Consider the following 18743-nt stretch of genomic DNA (forward strand, 5'->3'; position numbering starts at 1 on the left):
AAAGAGGCGCCCTGAGGCGCCTCTTTGCTTTCTGGTGGTCAGCGGGAGCTGGCGGCCTCGATCGCCGGTACCCGGTTCACCGCCTTGCCGAGATAGGCGAGGGTGATGGTCACTATGATGCAGGTGAAGCTGAGCCACATGTAGGGCAGGTAGTCGAGGGTGGCCACCCCCAGCACCCCGGCCATGAAGATGCCGTTGTCGCTCCAGGGCACCATGCCGCAGGTGAGGGTGCCGCCGAACTCGGCGTTGCGGGAGAGGTTCTTGCGCGCCAGTCCCAGTCGGTCGTAGTTCTTGGCCATGATCTTGGGGGTCAGGATCAGCGACACATACATGGCCGAGCCGAACACGTTGGCCAGGAAGGCGGTGCCTATGGTGTGGCTGGTCAGGCTGCCGATGCTGTTGATGCGTTTCTCGAACGCGTTGGCGATCACTTCCAGTATGCCCACCTTCTCCAGCAGGCCGCCGAAGCCCAGCCCGAAGATGATGACGGCCACCGAGCCCAGCATGGATTCCATGCCGCCACGGCCCAGGATGTTGTCGATGAAGTCGACGCCTGAGGTGATGGCGAACGGACTGTAGGCCGAGTGCATCGCCTTGACCGGATCCATGCCCTGGAAGGCGATGGCCCAGACCAGGCCCAGCAGGGCGCCGAAGCTGATCACCGGGAAGGCGGGCTTGCGGTTGGCCAGGAGGCCCAGTACCAGCACCACGGGCACGATCGCCAGCGGGGTGATGTTGAACTGGCTGTCGAGGGCCGCCATCACCAGGTTGACCTGCTCCAGGCTGACGTTGCCGGCGTACTGCATGCCGACCACGGTGAACAGGGCGGCGGTGATGATGTAAGAGAAGAGGCTGATGGGCAGCATCCCCTTGATGTGCTCCACCACGTCGACGTTGGACATGGTGGAGGCCAGCACCACGGAGTCGGAGAGGGGGGAGAGCTTGTCACCGAAGTAGACGCCGGAGAGCACGGCACCGGCGACCAGGGGGGCAGGGACGCCCAGGCTGTGGCCTATCCCCATCATGGCGATGCCGGCGGTGGCGGCGGAACCCCAGGAAGTGCCGGTGGCCAGGGAGGTGAGGGAGCAGATGATCAGGGTCGCCAGCAGGAAGATGGAGGGGTGTATCACCTTTAGGCCGAAGTAGATGATGCTGGGGACTATGCCGCCCGCGATCCAGGTACCCACCAGGGCGCCGACGGAGATCAGTATCAGGATGGCTCCCATCCCCTTGGCGACGCCATCGACAGCGGCCTGCTCCAGGGATTTGTAATCATGGCCGAGCCGGATGCCGAGCCCCATGATGACGAACCAGGCGATGAACAACGCCAACTGGATCGGCAGGTTGAGCACGCTGGTGAACGAGAAGGCCAGAGCCAGGAAAACGGCCAGGCAGGCAAATACCTGGGACATACCAGGTAATCGGATGTGGTGTTGCTGGTCTTGTTGGTCTTGCTGGTTTTGCATAGATGCTCCCTAAACTTCTTGCTCGCCAAGGTTGGCGCATCCCGAGGGGCACGCCAAATGAGGCGGCAATCTACCACAGACGCCTCCCCGAGAATTCAAACCAACCAAGCATTTTTGAAGGTCTAGTTTAAAAATTTATACAAAATTTGACTTTTGTAGCACTTTTTAGCCGATTGTCCTGAGACCTCGGTGAGCAATAGGGATAGATAGGGGTTGCATAGAGTTAACTATCAAATAATAATGATTATTATTTGATATCTGGGGATGACAGATGAACTGGTTATACCGACTCGTCCTGCTGCTCGCGCTGGGGGGGGTGGGGCTCTGGGGTCATGACAAGGAGTATGGGCTCTGGAGCCTGGGCTTCATGCTCGCCGCCTGGATCATGCAGGAGCCCAGGCTCAGGCCCGCGCTGATCCTGCTGCCGGTCGCCGGCTTGACCGGGGTGGTGGCCCTGCTGTGGCAGGACCCCTGGCTCTAGTCGCGATTGGCCGAGCTGGTGACCCGCTCCAGCGCGTTGGCCAGCGCCAGATCTACCTCCAGCGCCATGGCCTCGCGTCTGGCCTGGTCGAGGAAATAGAACATGTCCACATCGTGGCGGATATAGTGGGCGGGGAGCTGGTTGAGGGTCAGGCAGCCGAGGTCGGCCAGCTCGCTCTCGCTCAGGCGCTGGGCCAGTCCCTGGCGCTGGATGGCCTTGCCGACCAGCTGTTCGTAGAAGTTGTGGATCTCTGGGCTGAGTCTCATGATGGGTCTCCTTGACCTGGTTGGGGCAAGGATAGTCAGCCGGGGGCAAATACAAAAGGCCCGTCACTGTCGTGACGGGCCTTTTGCAAGAATGAATGGTGCGAAGAGAGGGACTCGAACCCTCACATCCGTGGGACACTAACACCTGAAGCTAGCGCGTCTACCAATTCCGCCACCTTCGCACACTGATTTTCTCCAGCGAGTTTTAAATGCGGTTGGAGCGCATTTTCTGTTTTGACATGTCAGAAACATGGTGCGAAGAGAGGGACTCGAACCCTCACACCCGGGGGGCACTAACACCTGAAGCTAGCGCGTCTACCAATTCCGCCACCTTCGCACATTGGGTCATCAATCTTATTTTACATGCCATCGATGAAGCATGTTGCAGTATGGTGCGAAGAGAGGGACTCGAACCCTCACATCCGTGGGACACTAACACCTGAAGCTAGCGCGTCTACCAATTCCGCCACCTTCGCATCACTGCGGACGGGGATTCTATAGAGTTTTGGGGGGGCGTCAACAGCAGAAGCGGACTTTTTTCGCCCTTGACCACGAAAGCCGTGTCAAGGGCGCAAAACTTCAGCAATTGTCGGGTGAGGCGTGCCTCAGCGGCCGAGGGCGTCCCGATACATCTGCACGTACTGGGCGACCGAGTCGGGCCAGTCGAAGCGGGTCTGCATGGCGGTGTGTTGCACCCGGGCGAAGCGCTCGGGGTCTTGCAGGTAATAGAGCAGGCTGCGGCGCATGGCATCGAGCAGGCCATTGGCGGTGGGATCCGTGAAGCAGAAGCCGGTGGCTTGCTCGGCGGCATCCCAGTCCACGACCGTATCCTTGAGGCCGCCCACCGCCCGCACCAGGGGCAGGGTGCCATAGGCCAGGCTGTACATCTGGTTGAGGCCGCAGGGCTCGAACAGGGAGGGCATCAGGAAGAGGTCGGCCCCCGCCTCCACCAGATGGGCCAGCCGGTCGTCATAGGTATTGATGAAGGCGAGCCGGGTCGGGAAGCGGGCGGCCAGGGCTTGCAACTGGGCGGCCAGGGTGGGATCGCCTGAGCCGACGATCACCAGCTGCACCTTGTGGCGCAGGAAGGATTCGAGGGCGGGGATCAGCAGGTGTACCCCCTTCTGTTCGGTCAGGCGGCACACCATGCCATAGATGGGGTCGTCGCTGACCGGCAGGCCGGCATCCTGTTGCAGCCGGGCGCGGCACAGCCGCTTGCCGCTCAAGTCCTGGGCGCTGTAGTTGGCAGGCAGGTGAGGGTCGGTGGCCGGATCCCAGTCCTGATAGTCGCAACCGTTGAGGATGCCGCGCAGATCCGCCGCCCGCTGCTGGAACACGCTGGCCAGGCCGTGGGCGCCGAGGTGGGTCAGCAGCTCGCTGGCATAGTTGGGGCTGACGGCATTGATCTTGTCGGCGTAGAGCACGCCGCACTTGAGCAGGTTGATGTGGCCGTAATCATGGGCCACCCGCTGCTCGTAGTGACTGATTTCGGGCACGGCACCGAATTGTCCCCGATCGAACACGCCCTGAAAGGCGGCGTTGTGAATGCTGATGACGCTGCGGGTGTGGGCGAAGAAGGGGTTGTGGGCGTGCCGGGTCTTGAGCAACAGTGGCAGCAGGCCTGTGTGCCAGTCGTTGCAGTGCACTATGTCCGGGGCGAAGCCGAGCTGCTCGGTGGCATGCAGGGCGGCGGCGGCCAGGAAGGCGAATCGTTCGCCGTTGTCACCATAGGCCTGGTTGAATTCGGCATAGGGCTGGGCCCGCTCGAAGTAGCGGGGGCAGTCGATGAGATAGACGGGGAAACCGTCCAGTTCCAGCTGATGCAGGCGGTAGCCGATATCTTCCTGCCCGGCCGGGGTCGGCAGCCAGCGCGAGGCCAGCAGTCTGGCCTCGTCTCGTCGCTTCATGGTCTGGTAGAAGGGCAGTATGATGCGCACGTCATGGCCCTTCTGGGCCAGGTAGCGCGGCAGCGCACGGGCCACATCCGCCAGTCCGCCAGTCTTGATCAGCCCCTCGACTTCGGAGGCAACAAATAGAATTTTTAACGGGTCAATAGCCAACTCTCGCTCCCCTGGGGATCACGACGATTCCCCCTTCAGAGACAGTGAACCTTTCCCTGTCATGGGCCAGATTCTCACCGATCACGGTGCCAGGTGCAATTTCAACGTTTTTATCTATGATGGCGCGACGGATCGTGCAGCCCTCGCCGATCTTCACATCCCCCAGCAAGACGGACTCGCTGATGTGGCTGCAGGGGCCTATGTTGCAGCGAAAACCGAGCACGGATCGCTGGATCTGGCTGCCCTGGATGAAGCTGCCCCCCGAGATGAGGGAGTTGGCGATCTTCACCTTGCACTGGTCGGTGTCGACGAAGGTGGCGGGGGGGAGCGGCGGGTAGTGGGTGTGCAGCGGCCACTTGCGGTTGTAGAGGGAGAAGGGGGGGTTGTCGGCCACCAGATCCATGTGGGTTTGCCAGTAGCCGTCCAGGGTGCCCACGTCGCGCCAGTAGACGTTCGGCCCCTCCCCCGGGATCACGTTGGTGCTGTAGTCGTAGACATAGACGGGGGCGCGGGGGAAGAGGTGCGGGATGATGTCCTTGCCAAAGTCATGGCTCGACTCCTCGTCCGCCCCATCCCGCTTGAGTTCGCGGTAGAGGGCTTCGGTCTCGAAGATGTAGTTGCCCATGGAGACCAGGGCCTGACTGGGATCCCCGGGGATGTGTTTGGGGTGCTTGGGCTTCTCTTCGAAGCCTATCATGCGTCCCTCGTCGTCCACCTCGATCACCCCGAAGGCGCTTGCCTCCTCGATGGGCATGCGCAGGGCCGCCACCGTCAGGGCCGCCGCCTTCTGCTTGTGGAAGCTGACCATCTGGCTCACGTCCATCTTGTAGATGTGATCCGAGCCGAAGATGCAGACATGTTCCGGATCCGAGATCTCGATGAAGCGCAGGTTCTGGTAGATGGCATCGGCGGTGCCGTCGTACCAGCGCTTGCCCATCCGCATCTGGGCCGGGATGGGGTCGATGAAGCGATCCGTGATGCCGACTATGTTCCAGCCCTTCTTCATGTGCAGGTAGAGGGACTGGGACTTGAACTGGGTCAACACATAAATCCGCAGGAAGTCGGCGTTGACGAAGTTGTTGAGCACGAAGTCGATGAGGCGGTAGCTGCCACCGAACGGAACGGACGGCTTGCTGCGGGTGGTGGTCAGCGGTTGCAGTCGGGTGCCTTCGCCGCCCGCCAGTATCATAGTGAGTATCCCAGCCATGGTCTCTTTACGCTCCGAAGTCGATGTGAAAAGGTTTTCAGTATACTGCAAAAAAACACCCCTAAAGGGGTGTTTTACGTCTTGCGGATACCATAACAGATTCCAAGCGAGACTCTATACAAGTTTTGTGACAGCCGTTAGCGCTGGCTGCGATACACCCTGAACTTGTTGTCCATCGCCCGGATCTCGGTCTGTTTGAAGACGGCTTCCAGTATAGGCTGATACCGCAAAAAGGCATTGGCCACTATGGTCAGGGCGCCACGGCCGTTGAGGTGGCGGGGCGCCTCGGCCAGGAAGGTCTCGGTGGCGGCGTAGTGGGTCTTGAGCCCGGCATGAAACGGCGGGTTGGAGACGATCTGATCGAAGCTGCCCGGCAGATCCGAGTAGACATCCGAGGCCAGCACTGTGCCCGTCAGGCCATTGGCCGCCAGGGTGCGGCGGCTGGACGCCAGCGCCAGGGCGTTGATATCGACCAGGGTGACCTCGAGCCCGGGATTGCGCTTGGCCAGCACGGAACCAATGACGCCGGCGCCGCAGCCAAAGTCGAGCAGGCTGCCGCTCAGGGGGGGCAGGCTGGCGAGCAGCATCTGGCTGCCGAGATCCAGCTCGCTGGCGCTGAAGACCCCGGGCAGGGCTTGTACCGTCAGTTGTGTGTCACCCAGCCGGCACTGATACTGGCTGAACCAGTCATCGAGCCGGAAGGCGGGGACGGCCTGGCTCAACTCGCCATGATAGAGGGAACAGCGCCTGGCTGAGTCGCGTTTGACGGGCTTGCCGCCATAGGGTGCCATCAGCTTGTCGGCGCCATTGATGCCACCCCGGTTGTCGCCGGCGAGGAAGATATCCGCCCCCGCCAGCAGCAGGGGCGTCATCATGGCCAGCAGAAACTGGGCCTCGGCCTTGGCCTTGGGCATCAGCAGCAGCAGGGCGTCGAAGCGGGGTTCCCCCTCCAGCTCATGACCGAAGACGATGCGTTCTCCCAGCGCCTCCCCCTGCCCCCGAAAGTAGCTGTAATCCGTGGTGAATACCGTCAGATCGCGGACTATCCCGGCCAGTTCCCTGGGGTACTCATCTTCCAGTGCCCCGCACACCAGCAGGTGCTTGCCCTCGAACAGGGCTTGATTACGTTCCAGCATCTGGCTGACGGCACTCAGGGGATGACTCATGACTCTCTCCGGGGATTGGTGGCCGGCCATTATACATGGCCGCTTTCGCCTTGACATTTATGCCGGGTTCCAGAAAGATGCCCGAACACTTATTTTTCCTCAGGGATGGCGTAATGCGGTTCAACGCGTTGAAACGAAAGCATAAAAAGAGCTCAAAACTTGGGCCTGCTGGCGTGCGCGCGTAACCCTCTCACCACCCTGAGATGTTTAAAACCCCGCTGCGCACCTCGTAGCGGGGTTTTTTGTTGATGTCGAGAGTCGACGGAGAAGGAGATTCCATGTTTCAAGGTTCGATCGTTGCGCTGATCACCCCCTTTCGTGATGGCCAACTGGATGAGGCGGCATTGCTGCGTCTGGTGGAGTGGCATATCGAGCAGGGCACCCACGGCATAGTGCCGGTAGGGACCACGGGGGAGAGCCCCACCCTGAGCCACGATGAGCATTGCCGCGTGGTCGAGCTGGTGGTCAAGCAGGTGGCGGGCCGGGTGCCCGTGATCGCCGGCGCCGGCTCCAACAACCCGGTGGAGGCCATCGAATATACCCGCTTCGCCGAACAGGCCGGTGCGGATGGCACCCTGCACGTGGCCGGTTACTACAACCGTCCGAACCAGGAGGGGCTCTACCATCACTTCAAGGCGGTCCATGACGCCACCACCAAGCCCATCATCGTCTACAACATTCCGCCGCGGGCCATCGTCGATGTCCAGCCGGCGACCCTGGCCCGGCTCGCCGAGCTGCCCCGCATCGCCGGTGTCAAGGATGCCACCGGCGATCTGGCCCGTCCCTGGACCGAGCGCCAGCTGATCAAGAAGCCGTTCGCCTGGCTCTCGGGCGAGGATGCGACCGCCGTGGCCTACAACATAGGTGGCGGCCAGGGCTGCATCTCAGTGACCGCCAACGTGGCGCCCAAGCTGTTGGCCGAGGTGCAGAACCTGACCCTGGCCGGCGAGTGGCAGGCCGCCCGCGAGCTGCAGGACAGGCTGATCCCGCTGCATCAGGCCATGTTTGCCGAGCCCAGCCCGGCCGGGGCCAAGTATGCGGTTTCCCTGCTCGGCCTGTGCAGCGAGGAGTGCCGCCTGCCGGTGATGCCTCTGTGCGAGGCGACCAAGCTGCGGATCCGGGATGCCATGGTGGCCCTGAACCTCATCTGATGGCGAAAAAGTGGGCTCTGGATCGACCTTTTCACCGTTAATCGAGTCAATATACCCCGTGCTATATATACTGCCCGGGTTCAGTTGAGGATGATTGACATGCTGGAATGGGATCCGGAGCACTTCACCAGCTTTGAGCACCTCTGCGAGGTGACGCTGGCGACCATCAGGGAAAAGACCGAGGCAGACCGTATCTATCTGTGGCTAAACAAGCCTCAGCGGGAGCTGTTCGCCTTCGATCCCGAGCATGGCCTGGTTGCCATGGTGCCCGACCATGCCGGCAGACTGGGGTTGCCCATTCCCTTCATCGAGCAGGCGCTGACCAAGGGCCAGCTGCTCATCGAGCTGATGAGTGACGCCGGGGGCTGGCAGGAGTCGGTGGAGGCGCCGCCGACCCAGCTGAGGGCCTGCTTTCCCCTCAAGCGCCAGCAGGGGCTCGAGGGGGGTGTCTATCTGGAAACCCGCCGTCGGCTCGATCGCCTCACCCCCCGTCAGAAGCAGGGCATCCAGCTGCTGATGCACTACCTCGCCGCCGAGCTGGAGAGCCGGATGCTGAGCAACCTGGTCAGCCAGGAGCGCAGCGAGCGGCTCACCACCCAGGACTCCCTCGCCCGGAGCCAGGCATTGCAGCAATCCTTCCTCGATCTGCTGCAGTCCCTGCACCAGGTTGGCGTCCATCTCTCTGGTTGTCGCGGCGAGTCGGAGCTGCTGCACGATGCCGTCATGCTGGCGCGCAGTTCATTGCAGTTCGATCGGGTCGCCATCTTCCTGATCGACGCCGAATTCACCACCATGCAGGGCAGTTGGGGCACCAACGAGGCGGGAGAGATCACGGACGAGCGTCACTTCGTCAGCCCGATCCCGGCCCACCCCGTGGTGCAGGAGGCCCTGCGCCGCAAGGATTATGTACTGGTGCTCGAGGATGCCCCTCTCTATTACGAGCAGCAGGAGGTGGGCCGTGGCTGGAACGCCATGGTCTCCCTGTGGGACGGTGACACCCCCATCGGTTGGATAGCCGCCGACAACCTGCTCCAGCGCCGGCCCATCAAGACCTACCATGGCGAGATCTTCAAGCAGTTTGCCGCCATGCTCTCCCAGCTGCTGATCCGTCAGCGCAACCACGCCGCCCTCGAGCTGTTCAACCGGGATCTGGAGGAGCGGGTCGCCGCCCGCACCCGGCTGCTGGCCGAAACCAACGAGGCGCTGGCGCAGGCGAATCAGGCACTGGAGCAGGCCAACCAGCAGCTCGCCCTGCTCTCCATGGAGGATCCCCTCACCCGCATCGCCAATCGCCGCCAATGGGATCTGACCCTGGCGCGGGAGTGGGAGGCGGCTCGCCGTCAGCAGGGCCTGCTGGCGGTGCTGATGATAGATGTCGATGAGTTCAAGGCCTACAACGACCATTTCGGTCACAGCAAGGGGGATCTCTGCCTGCGCCAGGTCGCCCAGCTGCTGCAGGAGTGCGAGCGGCGCCGCACCAACCTGGTGGCCCGCTATGGGGGCGAGGAGTTCGTGATCCTGCTGTGCAATCCCCAGCCCGGTGAGGCGGAGTTCCTCTGCCAGCGGATCCACCACCAGCTGGCCCGGCTCGCCATTCCCCACCCCGCCTCCCGGGTCAAGGCCCACCTCACGGTCAGCATCGGCTTCAGCTATCGGGCGCCGGATCAGGAGATGCAATGGGAGCAGTTGATCGAGCAGGCGGATCAGGGACTCTATCTCGCCAAGTCGGCGGGGCGTGCCTGCAGCCGGAGCTTCGATCCCCATGACTTGCCTACCGAGCATATCTCGATCGCCTAGATGATGGCCCAGCGCCAATCAAGCCTGGCCTGGTGGGCAGCCTTGGCCGCATCACACATCCAACCCCTTGCGTGGCGACGGCCGGGCCCTGGCATCTGACGCCACCAGCCGCCAGTGCGGCGCACATTTTGACCGCCCAGGCCATGGCCTCTTGCCGGCGGGCTGCTAGAATGGGGCTCCTTTTTTCGATGTGACAGAGCCCATGACCCTCTCCCGATATCAAGGCCTGGTCTTCGACCTGGACGGTACCCTGGTCGATTCCATGCCGCTGCACCTGGCGGCCTGGGAGCATGCCTCCCGCGAGTTCGGCTTCGCGTTTGACGCCGACTGGTTTTACGAGCTGGGGGGCATGCCCAGCCGCAAGATAGCCCTGCTGGTGGCCGAGCATCAGCGCATCGCCCTCGATCCCCTGGCGGTGACCCACTGCAAGACGGATCACTATGTGGCGAATCTGCACAAGGCGACCGTCTTCCCCGCCATGCTCGAGCTGGTGCAGCGCTACCATGGCCGCATCCCCATGGGGGTGGGCACGGGGTCGCCCAGGGTCAATGCCGAGGCCGTGCTGCGCAATACCGGCCTTGATCGCTACTTCCCCGTGGTGGTGACCGCGGACGACGTGACCCGGCACAAGCCCAATCCGGATACCTTCCTGCTGGTGGCCGAGCGGCTGGGGGTCGCCCCTGGCGGTTGTCTGGTGTTCGAGGATACCGGCATAGGGCTGGCCGCCGCCGAGGCGGCCGGCATGGCGTCATGCCTCATCAAGGATGGCGTGCCCGGCAATCTGCCGGATTAAACAGCTGCCCCCGGCGCAGGCCGGGGCAACCAGGCACGTGGCGCGGCCATGGCGGGTGGGATCTGGAGTAGAGGGGTCACTCCCGGCGGGACAAGCTGATGGGGAGTGAACCTCTGTCGGCGGCCTGCAGCCAGGCGCCAGATGCAGGAGAGGAGCCCGAGAGGCGGGCTCGCTGGCAAGGCGGCTTACTGCTCGCTGCTGCCGCCCTGGTCGTTGTTGTCGTAGCGGCCGGGGGCGCCATGGGGGCGCGGCGCCATGGAGACACGGGGCTTGCGGGCACGCTGGATGTTGACCTGGGGGCGACCCGAGTGCATGGCGATGGTGGAGATCTTGGCCTTGTAGACCAGTTGCTGATTGCCATGGGCATCGGTCAGCAAGACGCTGTACTGGTCGAAGCCACTGATGGTGCCTTCCAGCTTGATGCCGCTCACCAGGAAGATAGCGACCTGACTGCGGTTCTTGCGCAGCCAGTTGAGGGCAGAATCTTGCCCGTTCCCGAGGGAGAAGGCCTGCTCAATGGTGGCGTAGCTGGGGGATTCGGTTGTCATAAATTATTGTCCCGCGGAAAAAAAGTGGCGTTTGATTGTGCTAAATGGCCACTGGCTTGTCAAAGTCATTCTATCGCGGCCCCATCGATGGGGTGAGATAGGGGCTGGTGGCCCGGACGCCCTGCTGCGATAATCGTGGCTTCATGGCCCAAGTTGGCCCCAAACAGAGATGTCGAATTGCCTGCTAGCTCCCCATTGTCACCCTATCGCCACGATCCGACCGCCTGTGAAGAGTGCGATCTGTTGGCCCCTGCCACCTTGCTGGCGCCGGGAGAGGCCCGTCATTGCGAGCGATGTGGTCATGTGCTGACCCGCAATCTGCCGGATCAGGCGCGCCGTCCCATCGCCTATGGCATGGCGGCCATCGTCATGTTCGTGCTCGCCAACAGCTTCACCTTCATGTCGTTCTCCGCCAAGGGTCTGGGCCAGGAGATGACCTTCCTGCAGTGCATCACCACCCTGGTGGAGGAGGGTTACCTGTTCCTCGGCGCCGTGCTCAGCCTGACTCTGATCGGCCTGCCCCTGGTCTACCTGGGCTCCATCATGCTGGTGCTGTGGCGCCTCGACAAACACATGCACGACAAGGCGCTGCGATCTCTCAGCCGCCTGCTGTGCCGGATCCAGCCCTGGCTGATGGTGGATGTGTTCCTCATTGGCGTCCTCATCTCCCTGGTCAAGCTGATGGGCATGGCCGACATCAAGATGGGGCTCTCCTTCTGGGCCTTCGTTGGCTACACCCTGCTGTTGATCAAGACCATCTCCTCCCTGGATCGCCTCTGGCTGTGGCAGCGGCTGTTCGGGCCGACCGAGGAGCGCGAGCTGGATCCTGACATGGGAGCCCGGGAGGCCGGTCTGGTCAATTGTCACCTCTGCGGCGCCCTGGGCGAGCAGGGCCAGCACAGCTGCCGGCGCTGCGGCGCCTACCTGCACAGCCGCAAGCCGGGCGGTCTGGCGCGCACTTGGGCCCTGCTGATCACCTCGGCCATCCTCTATATTCCGGCCAATCTCTATCCCATCATGGATACCGTCTTTCTCGGCGATACCAGCCCCTCCACCATCCTGGGGGGGGTGGTGCTGCTCTGGTCCATGGGTTCCTACCCCATCGCCGCCGTCATCTTCATTGCCAGCGTGGTGGTGCCCCTGGCCAAGATACTGGCGCTGTTCTGGCTCTGTTATCGGGTGCAGTGCGGGGACGGCGCCTCGCCGCTGGGCAAGCTCAAGCTCTATCGCATGACGGAATTTGTCGGCCGCTGGTCGATGATCGACGTGTTCGTGGTGGCCATACTGGCCGGCCTCATCCGCCTCGACAACCTGATGACCATCTATCCGGGTCCCGCCGCCGTCGCCTTCTCCGGTGTGGTGCTGATCACCATGGTGGCGGCCATGAGTTTCGATTCCCGTCTTATCTGGGATTTACAACAAGGAGAGCGCGAACGTGAGTGAGCGTAAGACAGTAAAACAGGCCGGCTCTGACTTGCTCGGTTCGGCGGCGGCCATCTGGCTGGTGCCCATGGTGGCCCTGCTGATCGGCGTCTGGATGCTGTTTCAGCATTGGTATTCACAAGGGCCCAGCATCCAGCTGACCGTGGCCACGGCCGAGGGCATAGTGGCGGGCAAGACGGTGATCCGCTCCCGTGAGGTCGACGTGGGCCGTATCGAGACGGTGGAGCTGAGCGACGATTACAGCCATGCCGTCATCACGGCGCGTCTCTCCAACAACGCGGCCAACATGCTCAAGGGCGACACCCAGTTCTGGGTGGTCAAGCCCAGGGTGGGTCGTGATGGGGTCTCGGGGCTCGGCACCCTGTTATCGGGCGCCTATATCGAGCTCTCTCCGGGCAAGCAGGGCAAGGCCAAGAGCCGTTACGCCATTCTCGACAAGCCGCCCCTGGCCTCCCTCTCGGCCAAGGGGCTCAGGCTGACCCTGCTCAGCCGGGAGACCCGCTCCCTCAGCATCGGCTCGCCGATCCAGTACCAGGGCTACACCATAGGCCAGGTAGAGGAGGTGAAGTTCCTGCCCGAGCGCAGCGAACTGGAGTACCAGATCTTCGTCAATGCTCCCTATGACGCCCTGATCACCAGCAACTCCCGCTTCTGGATGACGCCGGGCTTCGAGGCCTCCCTCACCAGCGAGGGGATGAAGGTGAAGATGGATTCGCTCGAGGGTTTGCTCGATGGCGGCATCACGGTCGGCCTGCCCGCCGGCTGGGTAGCGGGGGACGCGGTCAGCAACAGCGACACCTTTACCCTGTTCAAGGATCAGAGCAGCGTGCTGGCCGGTAGCCTGGATCAGTTCATCGATTATGTCTTCCTGTTTGATGCCAGCCTGGCCGGGTTGCATCCTGGGGCGGCGGTGGAGTATCGGGGCGTGCGGGTCGGCACAGTGGTGTCGGCCCCCTACCTGATCGATGACAAGGCGACCCAGATCTTCAAGAGCAAGGTGATCCCCGTGCTGGCGCGCATCGAGGTGCAGCGTCTCTCTCATCGTTATGCCAACGCCGAGCGTGAGCAGTGGCGCAAGCTGTTCAGCAAGCAGTTCCAGGAGGGTCTGCGGGCCACCCTCAAGACCGCCAGCCTGCTCACCGGGGGCAAGGTGATCGATCTCAACTTCTATCCGGATGCCCCCCGGTTTGTGGCGCACAAGATGGCCGGCTTCGAAGTCTTCCCCACCACCCAGGGCGGCCTGGATCAGATAGAGCGCAAGGTGAACCTCATCCTCGACAAGTTTGTCGACATGGACATGGAAACCACCCTGGCCCAGGTCAACAGCAGCCTGGCGAACCTGGACAAGACCATGAAAAACGTCAGCTCCCTCAGCGCCAATCTGGACAAGCTCACCAGCCAGCAGGCGACCCAGCAGCTGCCGGCCTCCCTCAACGCCAGCCTGCTCCAGCTCAAGGAGACGCTGCGCAGCTATGACGGTGCCTCCCAGACCAATCAGGAGCTGCGTCAGTCCGTGCAGTCTCTCAATCAGCTGATGCGTGAACTGCAGCCCCTGGTGCACTCCCTCAACGAACAGCCGAGCTCACTCATCTTCGATCGGGCCCGACCCAAGGATCCTGAACCCAAGCGAGGTACCCAATGAAACGACTCATCACGGCCCTGGCCCTGACCGGTCTGCTGGCCGGGTGCAGCAGCGCCCCGGCGCTGCACTACTACTCCCTGGATGCCGACGGTTCAGCCCAGGCGGCGCCCATCAGCCGCCCCCAGCACCAGCTGGTGCTGCATCCCGTCGCCCTCTCGGATGAGCTGGACGCCAGCAAGCTGGTCTATCAGATGGAGGGCAAGGAGCTCTACTTCACCGAGTACCAGCGCTGGGCCGGCTCCCTCGATGGCCAGCTCAACCAGCTGACCCAAAATGGTCTCTCCGCCCGTCTGCCGGGCTGGGTGGTGCGTCAGGATGGGGCCCGTCAGGGGCCTGTGCTCACCATCAGGGTCCAGCGTTTTCAGGGACGTTTCGACGGCCGTGCCGTGCTGAGCGGGCGCTGGCGTCTGCTGGCCGAGGATGGCCGTGTGCTGCAGGATACCCCCTTCCACCTGGAGCGGGTGCTGCCAAGCGATGGCTACGGCACCCTGGTGAGCGAGCTTGGCCTGGGCTGGCAGCAGCTGCTCGACCAGATTGCCGCCGAGCTGCGCAAGGGGTGATGCACTCGGACAGGCGCCAGCCTGGCCGAACGCGACCATGAAAAACGGGAGGCCAGGCCTCCCGTTGTTGTATATCAGATGGGCCGCCGTTTACTGCGCCATCTCCGAGACCCCTTCCACCTTGACCTCGACCCGGCGATCCGGTGCCAGGCAGACGATCAGCTCGCGCTTGCTGCCGCTGGCGCAGCTGTCGCCGGTGACGGGGTTGCTCTCGCCCATGCCCTGTATTTGCACCTTGTCGGCAGGCAGTCCCTTGCCGACCAGGTAGTCGGCGACCGACCGGGCCCGTTGCTCGGACAGGGTCTGGTTGTAGCTATCCGAGCCGAGCCGGTCGGTATACCCCATGACGGTGGCCGTGCCGTCCGTCGGTCTGGCGGCTTCTATCTGGGAGTAGAGGGTATCCAGGGCCTGGCTGGCCTCGGGTTTGAGGGTCGCCTTGTTGAAGTCAAACAGCACGTCCGAGCTCAGGCTGAAGGTGTGCTCGACCGGTTGCGGCATGGGAGGAGGGGGCGGTACCACGGCCGGGGCCGGCGCCTCCTGGCCGAAGCGGTAGAGCATGCCGACCGAGAGCAGACCGTTGTCGAGCTCGACCCCGGTGTGGTCCATGCCCATGTCGCCAAGGGGGGTGGTGTACTGGTATTCGAAGCGGGCGGCCCAGTTGCGATCGATGGCGTATTCGGCGCCGAGGGCACCGACGAAGACGGCGCCGCGATCATGGTCCAGCTCCCGGCTGTCGGTCCAGGCGTAGCCGCCACCGAGTCGGCCATAAAGATCCAGGCTGTCGGCGACCGGGTAGCCCAGTTTCATGGTCAGCTGCGCCATCTGGGCACTCACGTCATCCTTGCCCTTCATGGTGGAGTCCAGCTTGTCGGTGGCCTCGTAGCGGTACTTGCCGAGCCAGTCGTAACCCAGCTCGAATCCGACGTTCTGATTGACCTGATAGCCGACGAAGGCACCGGCCCCCAGATCGTCATTATCTTCCTTGGTGATGTCGGCCGCGTCCTTGATGGCGTCATTGTGATCGACGCCATAGAAGTTGGACCAGCCCAGTTTGGCACCTGTATACCAGGTGTTGTCTTGTCCTGCCGCCTGGGCGTTTGCCGCCAGCAATCCAGAAACAATCAATGCAATCAATGACTTGTTCATATCGTGCCTCTGCAGTTTCATATGAAGGAAGCATGCCGTCATGGCCTTCCCTTTTTGGTCCGGCGGTCATGGCCGTAGGACGCATTAAAGTTAGTCGCTTTTGAAAAGGTTTCAACTAACTGAAATAACGATAGTTATTTTCCCATGGCAGCAGGGTGGGATTGAGGGGATATCGGGGACGGGCAAGGGCTGGCACTTGCCCAGGGAGGAGGCGTCATCTGGGGATAAATTCGTACTGGCTTTCGATGAAGGCGCCGGCCCGCTCGCCGAGGGCGGCATGGACCACCCGGGTGGGATGGACCTGATCCCAATACATCTTGCCTTCGCAGTTCAGGGGGGCGGATTTGCGCATCATGGGGCTCGCCACCGCCTGGGCCAGCAGGGGGTTGCCGGCGATGGCGAGGCGCTCCGCGGGGGCGAAGGCGGCGAGTTGGTCGTCGCTGGCGGCGCTGCGGGCGCTGAACGGCTTCCAGACATAGCCGCCGTCATAGCAGGCGTGCTCGGTGTCGCTCAGCCCGAAGTTCTGCGGCTCGCGCAGCATCTCGTCGAACTGCTTGTCGATGTCGAACAGGCGTACCAGGCCGGTGGGGGCGAGCTGGCGCGCCAAGTTTTGCAGCAGCGCGTTGTGGTAGCGGGAGACATGGCTGGCGGCCTCGACCACTTGCTGGCTGCGGGCCGAGGGGTTCTGACCCAGATCCGGCAGGTTGAACAGCAGTATCTGTTTGGCGCCATTTAGCACCAGGCGGTTGGCGGCATCGCTGATGGCATCGCGCACCCGTTTGGCATCCTGCTCCGTGTTCCAGCCGTAGGCCAGGTAGTCGTTGGCGCCGACCCAGAGGATCACCAGATCGTCCGGCTGGAGCGCATCCTTTTGCAGGAACTGGGTGATCTCGTAATCCAGGTTGTTGATCACCTGGTACTTGGGATGCCAGGAGATCTTGTTATAGGCCAGGGCGGTGGCGCCGCCCTCGGCCTCATTGGCTATCTTCAGGCCGGGAAAATGGGTCGCCAGGTGCTCCAGCCAGACGGGGCCGTTGGAGAAGCGCCCCTGGTGGTAAGGCGGGCTGGACGGCAGGTAACCGCGCATCTTGTCATACATCTTGCCGGTGTCTGACAGGCTGTCGCCGAACATGACGATGCGGGAAAAGGCGGGCGGCTCGACCGCCTGGGCCGTCTGGGCCAGCAGACCCAGCAGGCAGACAAAACAGGCTCTTAACATGGAGTATCTCATCGGGCAGGGACCCGCCAGAGTAGCGAGTCATTTGAGGATGGTAACCTTGCCGAATTTGATCCAACAATCACCGTTTAGCCCGAAAGCGATTGCGCTCATGGCGGCTTCACCCAAATGGGTTGCTTCACGTTCGTTTCACGCTCCCCCTGACATCATGGGCCCATACCCCCACTGACGGGGTCATTGCTGAAACCACAGGAGCATGAAATGAACAAAGCAAAGGTAATTGGCCTGGTGGCCCTGATGTCCGTCTCTTCTTTCGCCATGGCGGCCTATACCGGCCCCCAGGAGCAGAACAAGGTCTCGGTCGCCCAGTTGAAAGACGTGGCAGATGATCAGTGGGTGACTCTGGAGGGCAAGCTGGTCAAGCATCTGGGCGGCGAGAATTATACCTTCCGCGATGACAGCGGCGAGGTGGAGGTGGAAGTGGACGAAGACGTGTGGCGCGGCACCGAAGTGGGCCCGAACGACCTGATCCGTATCCGCGGCGAAGTGGACCACAGCTGGAACAAGACCGAGGTCGAGGTGGAGCATCTGGAGAAGGTGGGGGCGACGCCCCAGAGCAAGGGTGGCTTTATCGCCAAGTAACCGACCGGTTCGGGCTGGAAAAACAGAGGGCGCTCCTGGAGCGCCCTCTTTGTCATCTTGGCCAGGATCAGCCGGCGCGCCTGATGCCGGCACGCTTGAAGCCCTTCTCGGCCTGATTGACCTTGTAGAGGTAGCGACGGGCCTCCGCCTTGGGGTGCTGCTCGGTCAGGATCTGGTAGACGGCCTCGGGGGAGAGGCGGTTGATCATGCCGGGCGCGGCCTTGCGATCCCGGGAGAAGGTGTTGAGCACCCCGCCCGCGCCGCCATTGTAGGCAGAGATCACCGCATAGCGCCGGGAGCGGGGATCCTCGATATTGGCCAGATAGACGGTCTGCAACAGGTGCAGGTAGGCGGTGCCCACGTCTATGTTGTAGGCCGGGTTGAACAGATCCTCCCGGGTCGGCTGACCGTTCTTGCCCTTGACCCGCACGTAGACGTCCCGTCCCGCGGTGGCGGGGATCACCTGCATCAGGCCATAGGCGTTGGCGTGGCTGACCGCATAGGGGTTGAAGCTGCTCTCGGTCTTGATCACCGCATAGATGAGGCTCTCGGCGACCCCGTACTTGCGCGACGCCTCCCGTATGATGCTGGCGTACTTGTAGCCGCGCTTGTCCTCGTGGTTCGCCACCATGGGGATATCGACGTAGAAGATGTTGCGAATGCCCAGGGTGCGCTTCTTCATGGCGGTGCTGAGCAGGTAGTCGGCGTAGCGTTCGGCGCGCCAGTCGAAGCGGATCGGCTGACCCTGGTTGTCCAGCACCTGGCCATAGAGGAAGGGCTCGCCGCCGGGCAGTATCTCCCGATCCGAATAGAGATCAACTTCCGCCGGATCATCCGGGGTCAGCAGTGTCTCTATGATGGCGCGGCGCAGGTGAGCCTTGGGATCCAGCCCGGAGACGGTCTCGACCATGATGTGGCCGCTGGAGAAGTCGATGTGGGCCCGGCTCTTGTATTCGTCCGTGTATTTGACGTAGTCAAACTTGCCCGCAAACAGCGCCTCCCGGCCCCATATCTCGTTCACGTTATGGGAGAGGGCGCTGATCATGTGCTCGAAGCCGCGCACATCCTTGCCATTGACCAGATCCTCATCCTTGTCGCCGCCGGGCTTGGGGCTGGATGAGCAGGCAAAAAGCAGCAAGGTGGCACACAGCAACCAAAAAATTCGGCCCATAGGATCCTCAAAAATGGGCGGTCAGGC

17 protein-coding genes and 3 tRNA genes are annotated in these 18743 nt (G+C 62.5%); 8 read left to right on the top strand and 12 right to left on the bottom strand.

Annotation, left to right across the window (positions count from 1 at the left end; translation table 11 throughout):
* Nucleotides 1–38: 38 nt before the first annotated feature.
* A complete protein-coding gene (nhaC, locus tag ACW5W4_RS02200) occupies nucleotides 39–1466 on the bottom strand; it encodes a Na+/H+ antiporter NhaC (protein WP_427260975.1) in 1428 nt (475 codons plus the stop codon).
* A gap of 271 nt (nucleotides 1467–1737) precedes the next feature.
* On the opposite strand from nhaC, the gene ACW5W4_RS02205 reads away from it, so the two are divergent.
* A complete protein-coding gene (locus ACW5W4_RS02205; RefSeq protein WP_456688250.1) occupies nucleotides 1738–1947 on the top strand; it encodes a hypothetical protein in 210 nt (69 codons plus the stop codon).
* Here the strand turns inward: ACW5W4_RS02205 and ACW5W4_RS02210 are convergent.
* From ACW5W4_RS02210 to rsmC, 7 genes are all read right to left on the bottom strand, one after another.
* Entirely contained in the window at nucleotides 1944–2213 is a 270-nt protein-coding gene (locus ACW5W4_RS02210) for a late competence development ComFB family protein (RefSeq protein ID WP_427260973.1), read from the bottom strand. The genes ACW5W4_RS02205 and ACW5W4_RS02210 overlap by 4 nt on opposite strands.
* 96 nt (nucleotides 2214–2309) lie before the next feature.
* A tRNA-Leu gene (locus tag ACW5W4_RS02215) sits at nucleotides 2310–2395 on the bottom strand.
* Between the two features lie 69 nt (nucleotides 2396–2464).
* A tRNA-Leu gene (locus ACW5W4_RS02220) sits at nucleotides 2465–2550 on the bottom strand.
* A 53-nt stretch (nucleotides 2551–2603) separates the two neighbouring features.
* Nucleotides 2604–2689: transfer RNA gene (locus tag ACW5W4_RS02225), tRNA-Leu, on the bottom strand.
* A gap of 129 nt (nucleotides 2690–2818) precedes the next feature.
* Entirely contained in the window at nucleotides 2819–4273 is a 1455-nt protein-coding gene (gene glgA / locus ACW5W4_RS02230) for a glycogen synthase GlgA (protein ID WP_456688251.1), read from the bottom strand.
* Nucleotides 4263–5531, bottom strand: a complete 1269-nt coding sequence (gene glgC, locus ACW5W4_RS02235; protein ID WP_456688252.1) for a glucose-1-phosphate adenylyltransferase — start codon at nucleotides 5529–5531, stop codon at nucleotides 4263–4265. The genes glgA and glgC overlap by 11 nt, the downstream gene beginning before the upstream one ends.
* An 86-nt stretch (nucleotides 5532–5617) precedes the next feature.
* A complete protein-coding gene (gene rsmC, locus ACW5W4_RS02240) occupies nucleotides 5618–6646 on the bottom strand; it encodes a 16S rRNA (guanine(1207)-N(2))-methyltransferase RsmC (protein WP_427260970.1) in 1029 nt (342 codons plus the stop codon).
* Nucleotides 6647–6924: 278 nt separating this feature from the next.
* On the opposite strand from rsmC, the gene dapA reads away from it, so the two are divergent.
* The 3 genes from dapA to ACW5W4_RS02255 all read left to right on the top strand — a co-directional run bounded on the left by dapA (nucleotide 6925) and on the right by ACW5W4_RS02255 (nucleotide 10387).
* Nucleotides 6925–7797, top strand: a complete 873-nt coding sequence (gene dapA, locus ACW5W4_RS02245) for a 4-hydroxy-tetrahydrodipicolinate synthase (protein WP_456688253.1) — start codon at nucleotides 6925–6927, stop codon at nucleotides 7795–7797.
* Nucleotides 7798–7896: 99 nt separating this feature from the next.
* Nucleotides 7897–9594: a diguanylate cyclase domain-containing protein gene (locus ACW5W4_RS02250; protein WP_456688254.1), complete on the top strand. Its 1698-nt coding sequence runs from the start codon at nucleotides 7897–7899 to the stop codon at nucleotides 9592–9594.
* Between the two features lie 202 nt (nucleotides 9595–9796).
* Nucleotides 9797–10387, top strand: a complete 591-nt coding sequence (locus ACW5W4_RS02255; protein WP_456688255.1) for an HAD family hydrolase — start codon at nucleotides 9797–9799, stop codon at nucleotides 10385–10387.
* A 185-nt stretch (nucleotides 10388–10572) separates the two neighbouring features.
* Here ACW5W4_RS02255 and hfq read toward each other — a convergent pair whose 3' ends face one another.
* Nucleotides 10573–10935, bottom strand: a complete 363-nt coding sequence (gene hfq / locus ACW5W4_RS02260; protein WP_005895045.1) for an RNA chaperone Hfq — start codon at nucleotides 10933–10935, stop codon at nucleotides 10573–10575.
* A 177-nt stretch (nucleotides 10936–11112) separates the two neighbouring features.
* Here hfq and ACW5W4_RS02265 point away from each other — a divergent pair, with 177 nt between their 5' ends.
* The 3 genes from ACW5W4_RS02265 to ACW5W4_RS02275 are packed head-to-tail and all read left to right on the top strand — an operon-like array spanning nucleotide 11113 to nucleotide 14580.
* Nucleotides 11113–12378 carry a PqiA/YebS family transporter subunit gene (locus ACW5W4_RS02265; protein WP_456688256.1) on the top strand — a complete coding sequence of 422 codons (1266 nt, stop codon included), beginning with the start codon at nucleotides 11113–11115 and terminating at the stop codon, nucleotides 12376–12378.
* Nucleotides 12371–14020 carry an intermembrane transport protein PqiB gene (gene pqiB, locus ACW5W4_RS02270; RefSeq protein WP_427260965.1) on the top strand — a complete coding sequence of 550 codons (1650 nt, stop codon included), beginning with the start codon at nucleotides 12371–12373 and terminating at the stop codon, nucleotides 14018–14020. The genes ACW5W4_RS02265 and pqiB overlap by 8 nt, the downstream gene beginning before the upstream one ends.
* Nucleotides 14017–14580 carry a PqiC family protein gene (locus tag ACW5W4_RS02275; RefSeq protein WP_456688257.1) on the top strand — a complete coding sequence of 188 codons (564 nt, stop codon included), beginning with the start codon at nucleotides 14017–14019 and terminating at the stop codon, nucleotides 14578–14580. Before pqiB ends, ACW5W4_RS02275 begins: the two co-directional genes overlap by 4 nt.
* Nucleotides 14581–14670: 90 nt before the next feature.
* On the opposite strand, the gene ompA is transcribed toward ACW5W4_RS02275, so the two are convergent.
* Both ompA and ACW5W4_RS02285 read right to left on the bottom strand, forming a co-directional pair.
* Nucleotides 14671–15726, bottom strand: coding sequence for a porin OmpA (gene ompA / locus ACW5W4_RS02280; RefSeq protein ID WP_456688258.1), 1056 nt, complete (start codon nucleotides 15724–15726; stop codon nucleotides 14671–14673).
* Between the two features lie 214 nt (nucleotides 15727–15940).
* Nucleotides 15941–16945: an SGNH/GDSL hydrolase family protein gene (locus ACW5W4_RS02285; RefSeq protein ID WP_456688259.1), complete on the bottom strand. Its 1005-nt coding sequence runs from the start codon at nucleotides 16943–16945 to the stop codon at nucleotides 15941–15943.
* Between the two features lie 219 nt (nucleotides 16946–17164).
* Between ACW5W4_RS02285 and ACW5W4_RS02290 the strand changes: the two genes are divergently transcribed.
* Entirely contained in the window at nucleotides 17165–17545 is a 381-nt protein-coding gene (locus ACW5W4_RS02290; protein ID WP_427260961.1) for a YgiW/YdeI family stress tolerance OB fold protein, read from the top strand.
* Between the two features lie 67 nt (nucleotides 17546–17612).
* Here the strand turns inward: ACW5W4_RS02290 and mltC are convergent, their stop codons facing one another.
* Nucleotides 17613–18716 (bottom strand): membrane-bound lytic murein transglycosylase MltC, encoded by a 1104-nt coding sequence (mltC, locus tag ACW5W4_RS02295; protein WP_427260960.1) that lies wholly within the window; start codon nucleotides 18714–18716, stop codon nucleotides 17613–17615.
* Between the last annotated feature and the right edge of the window lie 27 nt (nucleotides 18717–18743).

The organism is Aeromonas crassostreae, assembly GCF_054052445.1.

Coding starts and splice junctions, on each gene's coding strand:
- nhaC (WP_427260975.1), bottom strand. CDS start 1,466: ATGCAAAACCAGCAAGACCAACAAGACCAGCAACACCACATCCGATTA.
- ACW5W4_RS02205 (WP_456688250.1), top strand. CDS start 1,738: ATGAACTGGTTATACCGACTCGTCCTGCTGCTCGCGCTGGGGGGGGTG.
- ACW5W4_RS02210 (WP_427260973.1), bottom strand. CDS start 2,213: ATGAGACTCAGCCCAGAGATCCACAACTTCTACGAACAGCTGGTCGGC.
- rsmC (WP_427260970.1), bottom strand. CDS start 6,646: ATGAGTCATCCCCTGAGTGCCGTCAGCCAGATGCTGGAACGTAATCAA.
- dapA (WP_456688253.1), top strand. CDS start 6,925: ATGTTTCAAGGTTCGATCGTTGCGCTGATCACCCCCTTTCGTGATGGC.
- ACW5W4_RS02250 (WP_456688254.1), top strand. CDS start 7,897: ATGCTGGAATGGGATCCGGAGCACTTCACCAGCTTTGAGCACCTCTGC.
- ACW5W4_RS02255 (WP_456688255.1), top strand. CDS start 9,797: ATGACCCTCTCCCGATATCAAGGCCTGGTCTTCGACCTGGACGGTACC.
- hfq (WP_005895045.1), bottom strand. CDS start 10,935: ATGACAACCGAATCCCCCAGCTACGCCACCATTGAGCAGGCCTTCTCC.
- ACW5W4_RS02275 (WP_456688257.1), top strand. CDS start 14,017: ATGAAACGACTCATCACGGCCCTGGCCCTGACCGGTCTGCTGGCCGGG.
- ompA (WP_456688258.1), bottom strand. CDS start 15,726: ATGAACAAGTCATTGATTGCATTGATTGTTTCTGGATTGCTGGCGGCA.
- ACW5W4_RS02285 (WP_456688259.1), bottom strand. CDS start 16,945: ATGTTAAGAGCCTGTTTTGTCTGCCTGCTGGGTCTGCTGGCCCAGACG.
- ACW5W4_RS02290 (WP_427260961.1), top strand. CDS start 17,165: ATGAACAAAGCAAAGGTAATTGGCCTGGTGGCCCTGATGTCCGTCTCT.
- mltC (WP_427260960.1), bottom strand. CDS start 18,716: ATGGGCCGAATTTTTTGGTTGCTGTGTGCCACCTTGCTGCTTTTTGCC.